The organism is Chloroflexus sp. MS-G (assembly GCF_000735195.1).
GTDB lineage: Bacteria > Chloroflexota > Chloroflexia > Chloroflexales > Chloroflexaceae > Chloroflexus.
The window spans coordinates 1-12126 of the sequence record NZ_JPIM01000130.1 but is presented as its reverse complement, the minus strand read 5'-3'; the positions used below and the strand labels follow the sequence as shown (position 1 = coordinate 12126).

Below are 12126 nucleotides of genomic sequence, written 5' to 3'. Positions count from 1 at the left end.
CGACCCCCTCACCCAATGGCTGCGCACGGTACGTTCCCGATAAGAAATCCGGGTTTTTGATCAGGCTCTGAGAGCGGCTGACTTCCGACCTGCCGCAACCTCCGCTGAGGGATGGTGAGAGGGAAAGCAGAGCATTGTAAGTTCTCGCCAAACTCAGCAGTAATGAGACGTGAGCGGTGCTTCTTAACAGAATTGGTATGAAGCTGAGAACGCTGAAAACTCCTGGTTTTAACATTCCTCTTATTGCGCATCCCGATACTCTGGGGTACAATACAGTGTGTGATACATCAAACAACGATCAAGGGAGGTTGAAACAGCGCTATGCCAACCTACGTGTACGCCTGTGATGCCTGTGGTAAGCAATTTGAACAATTCCAGAGCTTTAAAGATGAGCCGCTGACCGTCTGTCTCTGCGGTCAGGCTGGTCGGGTGCGCCGGGTGATTCAGCCGGCAGGCATTGTCTTTAAAGGTTCGGGATGGTATATCACCGATAGCCGTAACTCGAGCAGTGGTTCGGTTACCGGCAACAGTGCAGGCAAAGGTGATACGAGTGATACCAAGAGCGACACCAGTGACGACTAATAACCTTTCCGCGCAACGCAGTGCACTCCTGCACCACACCGAATGGTCTTACCCTCAACGGGAGCAGGGTGCGGCCTCTCACCTTATTGCTCAATCGCTCTCTGTTCTCTCCTCCCCCCTCTGCGGGTGTTACTGTCGTTAGGGGCGCTGTCTGAAGTGGCGGCGCCCCTCCTTACCCATGAACCGGTCTGCGCACCACTGCGCAAGCCCGGTTCTTCGTGCATTTGTCTGTCGGTACGTTGGCCATTCGCATTTATCGCTTCAGCGGAGTAATCCGATGGGTCTTTCACATGCACTATGCGTCTTGCGCGACGATATTCGCGCTATTTTTAAGAATGATCCGGCGGCACGTAATCTGGCCGAGGTGTTGCTTTACCCCGGTTTACACGCCATTATTCTGCATCGCCTGGCCCATGCGCTCTACCGTCGGAACATCCCTTTTATTCCACGACTGATTTCGCAGATCAGTCGCTTCCTCACCGGTATCGAAATTCATCCCGGCGCCCGAATCGGGCGCGGTTTTTTCATCGACCACGGGATGGGGGTGGTCATCGGAGAAACTGCCGAGATCGGTGATTGGGTGATGTTGTACCAGGGGGTCACGTTAGGCGGTACCGGTAAACAAACCGGCAAGCGTCATCCAACAGTAGAAGATGAAGTGGTGATCGGTGTCGGGGCCATCGTGCTCGGCGCCATCACCATCGGCAAAGGGGCACGAATCGGCGGCGGTGCGGTCGTTGTTAAAGATGTCCCCCCCCACACAACGGCGGTGGGTGTACCGGCTCGGATTGTTGCCAGACGCGACCCGGTTACCGGTCAGTCGCGCCGGATCGAACCGTTGCCCGACCCAGAGGGCGAGATGCTTCGTGGCCTGCACGATAAGATTCTGGAACTCGAGCTGCGGATCGCCGATCTCGAAGCAGCTACGCATGTTCACCACGAGGAGCATCGGTTAAAATACAATGCGTTACCTGATCAACTCTGGCAAACACTCTTGAATGACTCGGCTCCTATCGAAGAAGAGTATAATCAAGGTGCCGGGATTTGAAAGGCCAGTCCGTCGGCAACGTATGTAATGTAGCGAGTTCGTATGACTATTCAACTCTACAACACTCTGACCCGTCGGCTCGAACCACTCGAGACGATTGAACCCGGTGTAGTGCGGATGTATGTGTGTGGCGTGACCCCTTACGATGAAGCACATATTGGTCACGCGATGTCGGCCATCGTCTTCGATGTTATCCGCCGCTACCTCGAGTTTCGTGGGTATCAGGTTCGGCATATTGTAAACTTCACCGATATTGATGACAAGGTTATCGCACGGGCCAATGCCCTTGGTCAAGACCCACTGACATTGTCGGGGCAGTATGCAGCCGAGTTTCTGACTCAGTTGCAGGCAATGAATGTCTTACCGGCGACGGCATATCCCCGCGTCTCTACAACAATGCCGGCTATCATTGCCTTCGTGCAGGGATTGATCGAACGCGGCTATGCTTACGTGGTCGACGGTGATGTTTATTTTCGGGTTCGTCGTGATGAAGACTACGGGAAGCTCTCTGGCCGTTCACTCGATGAGATGTTGAGCGGTACACGCTTTGAAGTCGATCCACGCAAAGAATCACCGGCTGACTTTGCCCTTTGGAAAGCAGCCCGGCCTGGTGAACCAGCCTGGGATAGCCCATGGGGACCAGGCCGGCCCGGATGGCATATCGAATGCTCGGCAATGGCGATGGAATATCTTGGCCCGCAGATCGATATTCATGGTGGCGGCACTGACCTGATCTTCCCCCATCACGAAAACGAGATTGCCCAGAGTGAGAGTCTGACCGGTCAACGCTTTGCCCGCTACTGGGTTCACAATGGGATGTTGCAACTGGTCAACCCCCAAACCCGGCAGGTCGAAAAGATGTCGAAGTCGCTGGGTAATGTCGTGACCATTGCCGATTTTCTCAGCCGTTACGATGCCGATGTCTTTCGACTCATCGTCTTGAGCAGTTCGTACCGCAGTCCACTAACGTACAACGACGAGATTGCGGCTGATAATCAGCGCAAACTCGAACGACTGCTCTCAGCACTGGCACCGGCAACCGGTACGATCCGTGAAGGCCCGGCGGTAACTGCCCTCCAGGAGGCAGCGACACTTGCCCGCCAGCGTTTTATAACGGCAATGGATAACGACTTTAACAGCCCGGCGGCACTGGCAGCCCTGTTCGATCTGGTACGGGCAATCAATGCCGCACGCGATGCCGGCCTGGCAGATGACATCTTGGCAATCGGGCAGCAGACCTTGCGCGAACTGGCCGGTGTCCTCGGTTTACGTCTGCAACCACGACAGCAGACAACCAATGCCGAAGTTACGCCGTTTATCGACTTGCTGGTGGAGGTACGTAGCGAATTGCGGAAAGCAAAACAGTTCGCACTGGCCGATCTGGTGCGCAACCGCTTGAATGAACTGGGAGTGATTCTGGAAGACGGGCCACAGGGAACGCGCTGGAAGTGGGATCGGTAAGGCGCTGATGTCCAAGAGGGAGCAACGTCGGTATGCAGACAACCTCATGGCTTGAAATTGCGGTAGAGGTCGATCCAGAATCGGTTGAGACTGTTGCCGAGATATTGGCTCGCTACGGCTACAACGGTGGAGTCGTGATCGAACAGGGCTGGATCGCCGGTGACGAAGGGCCAGAGTTTCAGTATGATCCTCATCGTCCGGTTTGGTTGCGTACCTATCTGCCACTCGATGCGCAGGTCGAAGAGACGCGCCAACAGATTGAGCATGCGCTCTGGCATGTTCATCAGATTCGTCCGCTGGGGCCGATCCAGACCCGTACTCTGGCCGAAGAGGATTGGGCCAACGCCTGGAAACAATTTTATTCGGTCATGCGGGTAGGCAAACGAACGATCATCGTACCGTCTTGGCTGGAATATCAACCACAACCCGACGATATTGTACTGTTGCTCGATCCAGGTATGGCTTTTGGTACCGGTCTGCATCCGACGACCCGTCTCTGCCTGAACTTGCTCGAACAACTGGTACAACCAGGGCAAGACGTGCTCGATCTCGGTACCGGTTCTGGGATTCTCGCCATTGCAGCCGCTAAACTCGGCGCCGGTCGGGTACTGGCCCTCGATAACGATCCGATTGCAGTACGAGTGGCGCAGGAAAATATTGATCGCAATCGGGTTGGGAATACGGTAACTGTGGCTGAAGGAAGTCTTGGGGTTGGTCAGGCAATGGGGCACTGGCTCTCGGGTGATTTTGGCCCGCCCGAACCAGACCCTGCCCTGCACGAACACGGCCTGCAAGCCACGTTCGATCTGATAGCGGCCAACCTCATTGCCAGAGTGCTGATCACGCTTGCACCCGATCTGGCAACCGCACTCAAGCCTGGGGGTCTGCTCATTAGTAGTGGTATCATCGATGTTAAAGAAGAAGAGGTAGCAGCCGCCTTTACCGCAGCCGGCCTCCAACCGATTGCGCGCCATGTGGAAGGCGAATGGGTGGCACTGGTACATCGCCGAATATAACGGGATGATCAACAACGAGGATACGTGCTATGCAGCAGCTCTACCCAATTCTCTGTGAACCGCGACTAGTCGAGCCACTTTGGGGTGGTCAGCGACTGGCGTCATGGCTTGATCTGCCACCTCCTCATCCCGAACGACTAGGCGAAATCTGGCTGATTTTCGATAGCAACCGGGTGAGCAATGGTGCATTGGCCGGTATGACAATTGCCGACCTGGCCCGTATGTATGGTCCGGCCCTGGTTGGCACACGCCCATTTGCCCGCTACGGCGCCGATTTGCCGCTGTTGGCCAAATTCATCGACGCTGCCGACCGACTTTCGGTGCAGGTGCATCCCGACGATGAATACGCCCACACATTTGAAGCGCATACCGGCTTCCACGGCAAAACCGAAGCCTGGTACATCTTGGCTGCCGAACCAAACGCAACTGTGACCCTCGGCACTCGCACTCACATAGAACGAGCAACCCTGGCAACGGCGATCAATGACGGGACAGTTGAAGATTTACTGGCCGAGCAACCGGTGCAGGCCGGCGACCTGATCTTCGTTCCTGCCGGTACGATTCACGCCATTAATGCCGGTATCATGTTGTTTGAAATTCAGCAGAAATCGGACCTCACCTACCGGTTATACGACTACAACCGGCGTGATGCCCGCACCGGTCAGCTTCGCCCTTTACATATCGAACAGGCGCTGGCGGTGAGCCGCCTAGAACCGGCTCGTACCGCCCGTTTACGCCCGCTCGTCCTGGATGAGCAGCGCGAACTTCTGGTGGCATGTCCATCGTTCGCGCTCGAACGCTGGCAGATTCGGGGACAATTGACGGCTACCACCGATCCGGCTTCGCTCGAAATCCTGACAGTGATTGCCGGTACAGCGCAACTGATCTGGCAGCAGACAGTGATCGAATTGCGACAAGGCATAGCGGTCTTGTTACCGGCAACCCTGGGTAAATACCAGATCATGAGTCATAATGGAGTATTCCTCCGTTCATACATTCCCGACATACCAGCGTTGATAACCTCGGTTGGCGTCGAACCAGGCGCTGGCCCGATCTTCCTGTAAGCTGATGACAGAAGAGACCTTCACGCTTCCGAACACACGCCGCTTCTTTGTCAACCCGGCCTGGCTGCGTACCGATCAGATCGTGATCGACGATCCGACGCTCATTCATCAATGGGCACGGGTCTTGCGTCTGCGGACCGGTGATCGAGTCATATTACTCGATGGACAAGGAATGGCAGCAGTGGTCGAAATTACTCACCTTGATCGTCGGCTAGCCCACGGACAGATTATTGCCCGCTGTCAGGCAAGCGGTGAGCCAGCGGCCATCTTTGATCTCTATCTGGCCTTGATTCGTCCTGAGCGATTTGAATGGGCGTTGCAGAAAGCCGTTGAGTTGGGGGCACATCGTATCGTACCGGTCGTGTTCGCCCGTTCGCTCAGCAGGGATCAGATTGATGCACATCGGCTGGCCCGCTGGCAACGCATTGTCACCGAAGCAGCCGAGCAATCGGGGCGAGGGCGGTTACCTGTGGTCAGTCAGCCGCAACCCTTTCTGACAGCCATCGGCGCTGCGCATACTGTTGATCTGGCAATACTTCTCGATGAACAAGCCACAACACATTTGCGTACTGTGTTGCAGCAGCAGCCATCGCTGCGCCAGATCGCAATCTACTCTGGTCCAGAGGGTGGTATCGATCCCCATGAACGTGCTGTTGCCAGCGATCACGGTATTCAGGCAGTGTCGTTAGGACCACGCATCTTACGGGCAGAAACTGCCCCCATAGCGGCACTGGCTATGCTTCAATACGCACTTCATACCTAGAAAAGATATGACAATGGAACGGGTATGGATGATTATCGGCAAGATAATCCAGTGGCTGGCAGTGATTGCCATCGCCTTTCTCGGTGGTTGGGTTACCGGTCGGATTGTCGGCGTTTCACCAATTGATGTGTTTATTAGCGGTGTTTCTAACGCCGATGCCCGGCTGCTTACGCCCGGTGAACGACGCCAACAGGCTGCTATCTTCTGGGATGTTTGGGACCTGGTTGAGGGCAACTTCTACCGCCCAGAAGTGATCGACCGCAAGCGCATGATCTACGGGGCAATCCGAGGCATGCTGGCGACCCTCGACGATCCCTATACCTTTTTTCAGGAACCGGAAGAAGCACAGCAGAATCGCGAGTCGATGGAAGGACGGTATGAAGGGATCGGCGCATACCTGCGTGTTGAGAAAGGTATGATCATTATTGATCGCCCTATCCCCAATTCGCCTGCGCTGAAGGCCGGTCTTCAGCCGGGTGACATCATTCTGGCAGTTGATGATCAACCGCTTGCCGAGCTTATTGCCGGTCTGAATGATCGCGATGCCAGTGCCCGTGCAATCAGTCTGATTCGCGGCCCGGCTGGTACCGTTGTCCGCCTGACCATCCGTCGGCCAGCCGAAGATCGCGTCTTTACGGTGGCAATCACGCGCGCCGCTATTCCGATCATTACTGTAAACAGTGCTCTCCTAGACGATGGAATTGCCTACATCCAGATCACGGAATTTAAGGCAACCACGACCGAGCTGCTGGATAACGCAATTGCTGAATTACGTCCGCAACGACCACGAGCGATTGTGCTCGATCTAAGGAACAATTCCGGCGGCTTCTTAACAACTGCGCAAGAGGTATTGGGTCGGTTCTACGATGGCGTCGCTCTGTACGAACAGGAACGTGGCGGTGTACAGAAAGAGTTGCGTACTATCACCGCCGCTCCTGATCGTCGTCTCTTTGATATGCCGATGGTTGTCCTGGTCAACGGTAGCTCAGCCAGCGCCGCCGAAGTCGTAGCAGGGGCCTTACGCGATCAACGACCAGACACCGTATTGCTCGGTGAACGCACCTTTGGCAAAGGGTCGGTGCAAAATATCTATACCCTCCGTGATGGTAGTAGCGTGCGAATCACGATCGCCCGTTGGCTGACCCCAAGTGGAGAAGCTATCAATGGCGTTGGGATTACTCCCCAACACGTTGTGCCGGCCTCCAACGATCCTGCCTATGCCGCACCGTGTGTACCTGACCGCATCGCAGAACAGAGCTGTGCTGATGCACAACTCTATTGGGCACTCCGGCTCTTACGAGAGGGAATTGCACCGCCGCCACCACCCCCACCTGAAACTGTAACGGCCCCCTGATGGAGGCCGTTAACCAGGCAGTGGGCCAAGGGGCAAGCGCGAGGAAGTGGTTTGCAACCACCGCGTGAGGTAGAGATTGGGGAGGCAGAGATCCTGACTGGCAGGGATGACACGGATGAAAACCATCGCGTGTCCAATCTCGTGACAGCCCACTGCCACCTGGCACAACTTCAGTATAACAGTGAACCGGTATCAACAAAAGAGAACGGGTAGCTACCACGGGTAACAATTTCCTTACTGTCGTCAGATGAAAGAGCACCTTATGCTATGATAGCCAGGATATGATAACCAGGCAGTGCATTGAGCCGATGTAACCGTTACGATACCTGGCTCGTTGACAAATGGGATATAATTAGAACAAACGATCTAATCGGTGGGGGTGGTCTGAGATGGTCATGAACAATCCACGCCCTTTTATCCGTCCTGAACCACGATTGAAAGACGGGCAAAACACTGAACTACGTGAATACCTGCTGCTTGAACGGCTTGGGCAGGATGAGTTATCGATCATCTATCGAGCAGTTCATCAGACGCTCAACCGACCGGTCTTTATTTCGTTGTTGCGTCGTCACGACTGGATTTCCAGCAGCCGGTTTCAATTAGCAGCGCGCCTTGCTGCAAGCCTGAGCCATCCCCATCTGTTACCGGTGATCGATGCCGGTCACGATGATCGCTATGGCGATTATATGGTGACGCCATATATCGATGCCCGTCCACTGAGCGACCTGCTGAGCGAAGGTCTGCTTGACCTGGCATTGACAATGCGGATTATTAACCAGATTGCCGATGTCCTTGATTACCTTCACGAACAGCAGGTCGTCCATCGTGACGTACAACCGGCTAACATTCTGGTCACACCGCAGGGCAATGCCTATCTCACCAATCTCAGCCTTGCTGCTGCTCCCGACGCACCCGATTTGAGCCAGATCGATGAGGCAGATTATGTGACACCCTATTCGGCCCCAGAATTGCGGCTGGCCGAGCATAAAGCCAGTCCTGCCCTTGATATTTATAGTCTCGGCGCTGTCGCGTATCATCTCCTCAGTGGTGAACTCCCACCCACCGGCCTGATTGTCGAGTTAGACCTCGCCGGGAAACCAGAGGCACTTGCCCTGGCCGAACGAGTCCTCTTGCGGATGTTATCACCCCATCCAAACGTGCGTTTCACGACTGCCGGTGCTGCTGCAAACGCATTACGGCTGGCACTCCGCACTCTGCTCGATCAGACCACCACTGATATGGAGGAGTCGCGCTGGGAAACATGCGCTGAGTGGTTCGAGAATCCGCTCGAACTGGCACTGAGTGCGGAACTGGCCGATCTGGCCAGCCAGTTTCACGATTTTCTCAGCGAAGCGCGGAAGCGCGCCGACAAGTGGCATCGCCGTAATTATGTCCGGCAGTGGCTTAATAACTGGAGCCGGAAGGGCTACTTCCGCCGCGCTGCGTTAGGACAACTGATCGAGTTCGAGTCGATTGCCAGCTTTAACATTTATTTCTACGAGTTGCAGGTACTCTACGAAACTCGTACTGAGCCAACTATCCGAACGAGACCAATGCGTCTCGATGAACGGCCACAAGCCGAACCGGCCCTGGAACTCTGGAACGTTCCGCTACCGGCTCCGCAAGATTTTAACTCGGAAGCAGGTGGTGAAGTTGTATTGCCGGGTTCGCGCCGCTTCTTTACCTGCCCGGAATGTAAAGGAGCAGGGCAAGTGATGTGTCCACAGTGCCAGGGCAAAGGGATCGTTAAACCACGCAAACGACGCAATGATGAAGCCGATCCAATCGAACAGACCTGTCCCACCTGTAAAGGGTACCAGAAGATTCGCTGTGAGAAATGTCAAGGGAATGGGAATCTGGCTGAAGAAAAGGTGTTCCGCTGGTCACGACGTGCGATTGAGTACAGTAATGATGACGATAGCGAAGGGTTACCCAACAACGTCCGTGCGCTCCTCCGTCAGCGTGCGCAGCAGGTCTATGAAGCAGAGATTGATCTCTACGACAGTCAGTGGCGTAGTGTGGGGTCATTGAGTGCCTTGATCGATCAGGCGATTACGAAAGCCGGTAAAGATACCCGACCGCTACGGGCGATGCTGCGGATAAAAGGCGTGACCATGACCCAAATTAATGGCATTCTCGACGATCAAGAGTGTGAGCTGTATCTGATCGGGCCAGACGATATGCTCACGAGCACTGTGCCCCTCTGGAATCTCGAACGGATTGCGCTGGTCGCATTGACGGCTTTGCTTGTGGTGCTATTAGTCATAGGGGCACTTTTCGTCTTGTCGTAACAGGCCGATCATCACCTGATTGTACGCGGGCATGAATACCGCACAGAGTATCTGTGGCTTTGCAGCGTTTTTACCCTACCCGACAGGAGATGGAGGTGAGGAGGGAGAGGGACGGATAGCTTCCCCTTCCAAGGTGCTCTAACCAGTCTTCTGTTAACTCGCCGATCATGCACGTCATCGCAGCAGGAGAGATAGGTTCGACCCTCTGCCCTCGCTTGCGGGTACCTGGCGATGAGGTGTACTGAATGCGTCAACTGATGGGTCTCGGCCACCCACCGCATACGCGGATCAGAGACCCGCGCACCCAGGTGGTTGACATCAGCTCTGCTCACGTCGACTTCGTTCCCGGCCAAACGCAATAATTTCATCGAGGAATCGTGATGGTTTCAGCCGCTGCCCCCGGTTACGGCTCGCTGTCCACGAGAGATAGAGCCGCTCGCCAGCACGGGTGAGCGCAACGTAGCACAATCGTCGCTCCTCTTCCAGTGCCGCAGGATCGCCTATACTTCGCTCGTGCGGCAGCGTACCCTCTTCGAGACCGACCACGAATACAAAGGGCCATTCCAGACCTTTTGCAGCGTGAATCGTTAAGAGCTGAACGCGATCACGTTCGTCGTCTTCATCATCAACATTAGTCATCAGTGCTACTTCTTGCAAAAACGAACGTAGATCGGTGTGCTCTTCAGCCGCCCGGATCAACTCTTGCAAATACGCACGAGCTTCGGCCAGCTCCTCTGCATCGAAACGTTCAGCTAAGGCAGCCATGTAGCCACTCTGTTCCAACACGTCGGCTAACAGGTGATCGGGCGGCATCGTGCCTTCGGCTAACCGCCACCAGCGCTGCAACAGTGCAAAGAGCCGACGCGCCCCCTCAACCGCACGTGCACTCAGACCAAGAATAACGCCAGCGTGACCGAGTGCCATGCTAAGGGTCAACGACTGAGATGCGGCATAAGCGGCGATAGTTGCCAACGCCTGTCCGCCCAAACCACGGGCTGGCACATTGGCAATCCGTGTCAGGCTCAGATGATCGGCAGGATTCGCGATACAGCGCAGATAAGCCAGTGCATCACGTACCACTGCTCGATCAAAGAAACTTACACCGCCGCGTACCAGATAGGGAATACGAGCGTGACGAAATGCCTGCTCGAACGGACGACTCATGTGTCGCGTCCGGTAGAGCACGGCAATCTCGCGTAATTGTCGTCCCTGTCGCTGAAGATCGGCAATGGTGCGCGCTACTTGTTCAGCCTCATCACGGCTATCTTTCGCCTCACTGATCAAGACACAGCGTTCACTATTGACTCGTGCAGCAGCGCGCAACTCCATCGGCGCTACACTCCGACTATGCCGGATGATGGCGTAGGCCGCATCGAGAATTGGCTGTCGCGAACGGTAATTGGTCGTCAACTCTATGACTTGGGCATCGGGAAAATCGGTTGAAAACCGGCTGATAATGCTGTGATCAGCGTTACGGAACCCGTAGATACTCTGCATTGCATCACCCACCACGAAGAGCGAACGGGGACGTTGCGTCGTTGGCCGGGTGAGCAGCTCGATCAAAGCGTGCTGACTTGGATCCGTATCCTGATATTCATCAACCAATACATGGTGCCAGCGTTGCTGATACGTGGACAGCAGATCAGGATCATCACTTAACAAACGGTAGGTATTTAGGATCAAGTCGTCAAAATCGAGGGCATTCGCCTGCTCAAGTGCACGCTGATAACGTCGGTAACAGGCCGCAATAAAACGATCAAGCGGATCGACAGCAAATCGCGCCATCAGCCGAGGGGTAAGCATACGACTTTTGGCCCGTGAAATCAGGCGTAGCACTTCATCAGCCTCGATTGTACGCGGCGGAGTCTCGGTAACTGCGGCCAGCGCTTCTGCTACCAGTTGTAACTGCTCGTCTTCAGAATAAATGGAAAATGAGGCAGTGTACCCCTTTAAACGACCTTCAATCGACTCACGCAGAATACGGGTGCAGACGGCGTGAAACGTCCCACTAGTCAGACCACGAATCCGGGCGCCGAGTAAATGGCGTAACCGTTCGCGCATCTCTCGTGCCGCTTTGTTGGTGAACGTCACCGCCAGAATCTGTTGCGGTGCCACACCATAATGCGTGATCAAATACGCAATCCGCAACGTAAGTACCCGTGTCTTGCCACTACCGGCACCCGCTTTGACCAACACTGGCCCAATGGGTGCAGTCACGGCTAATCGCTGCGCCGGATTAAGGTGATTCAACAATTCCATAGCTGATCCTCGATACGACAGGTCATCTCTCCCGTCGGGCCAGCGCATTATACCAAACCGCAGGATAGCCCCATTCCATCACAATGGCACACGAACAGCCATGCATTATCGCGAACCCGTCCTGAGAACCTGATCAAAAACCCAGCCTTCTCATTGGGCACGTCTCGTCCCTGTGCAACCATTGCGTGAGGGGTGCCAACATGCTTTCGCGCGCCATGTTCCATCCCCCCTTCCTCCTTCCCCCTTCCTCTCCCGCAGCGCGGGAGGGAATGGGGCCGGGGGGAAGGG

At 55.2% G+C, this 12126-nt stretch carries 9 protein-coding genes; 8 read left to right on the top strand and 1 reads right to left on the bottom strand.

Going from position 1 to position 12126, the window contains the following annotated elements; translation table 11 throughout:
• Positions 1 to 321 precede the first annotated feature (321 nt).
• The 8 genes from JE47_RS0117470 to JE47_RS0117435 all read left to right on the top strand — a co-directional run bounded on the left by JE47_RS0117470 (position 322) and on the right by JE47_RS0117435 (position 9579).
• On the top strand, positions 322 to 582 hold the full coding sequence (locus tag JE47_RS0117470) for an FmdB family zinc ribbon protein (protein ID WP_031460988.1): 261 nt from the start codon (positions 322 to 324) through the stop codon (positions 580 to 582).
• 277 nt (positions 583 to 859) lie between these two features.
• The gene (epsC, locus tag JE47_RS0117465) at positions 860 to 1630 is read left to right on the top strand and encodes a serine O-acetyltransferase EpsC (protein ID WP_031460987.1); all 771 of its coding nucleotides are present in this window, start codon (positions 860 to 862) and stop codon (positions 1628 to 1630) included.
• A 42-nt stretch (positions 1631 to 1672) separates the two neighbouring features.
• Entirely contained in the window at positions 1673 to 3091 is a 1419-nt protein-coding gene (gene cysS, locus JE47_RS0117460; RefSeq protein ID WP_031460986.1) for a cysteine--tRNA ligase, read from the top strand.
• A 32-nt stretch (positions 3092 to 3123) separates the two neighbouring features.
• Positions 3124 to 4107: a 50S ribosomal protein L11 methyltransferase gene (locus JE47_RS0117455; RefSeq protein WP_031460985.1), complete on the top strand. Its 984-nt coding sequence runs from the start codon at positions 3124 to 3126 to the stop codon at positions 4105 to 4107.
• A 29-nt stretch (positions 4108 to 4136) separates the two neighbouring features.
• A complete protein-coding gene (locus JE47_RS0117450) occupies positions 4137 to 5171 on the top strand; it encodes a type I phosphomannose isomerase catalytic subunit (RefSeq protein ID WP_031460984.1) in 1035 nt (344 codons plus the stop codon).
• A gap of 4 nt (positions 5172 to 5175) precedes the next feature.
• A complete protein-coding gene (locus tag JE47_RS0117445; RefSeq protein WP_031460983.1) occupies positions 5176 to 5934 on the top strand; it encodes a 16S rRNA (uracil(1498)-N(3))-methyltransferase in 759 nt (252 codons plus the stop codon).
• A 13-nt stretch (positions 5935 to 5947) separates the two neighbouring features.
• Complete coding sequence (locus JE47_RS0117440; protein WP_031460982.1) at positions 5948 to 7288, top strand: S41 family peptidase; 1341 nt, start codon at positions 5948 to 5950, stop codon at positions 7286 to 7288.
• A 395-nt stretch (positions 7289 to 7683) separates the two neighbouring features.
• Positions 7684 to 9579: a protein kinase domain-containing protein gene (locus JE47_RS0117435; RefSeq protein ID WP_031460981.1), complete on the top strand. Its 1896-nt coding sequence runs from the start codon at positions 7684 to 7686 to the stop codon at positions 9577 to 9579.
• A 318-nt stretch (positions 9580 to 9897) separates the two neighbouring features.
• Here the strand turns inward: JE47_RS0117435 and JE47_RS0117430 are convergent, their stop codons facing one another.
• Positions 9898 to 11838 (bottom strand): ATP-dependent helicase, encoded by a 1941-nt coding sequence (locus JE47_RS0117430; RefSeq protein ID WP_031460980.1) that lies wholly within the window; start codon positions 11836 to 11838, stop codon positions 9898 to 9900.
• Positions 11839 to 12126 lie beyond the last annotated feature (288 nt).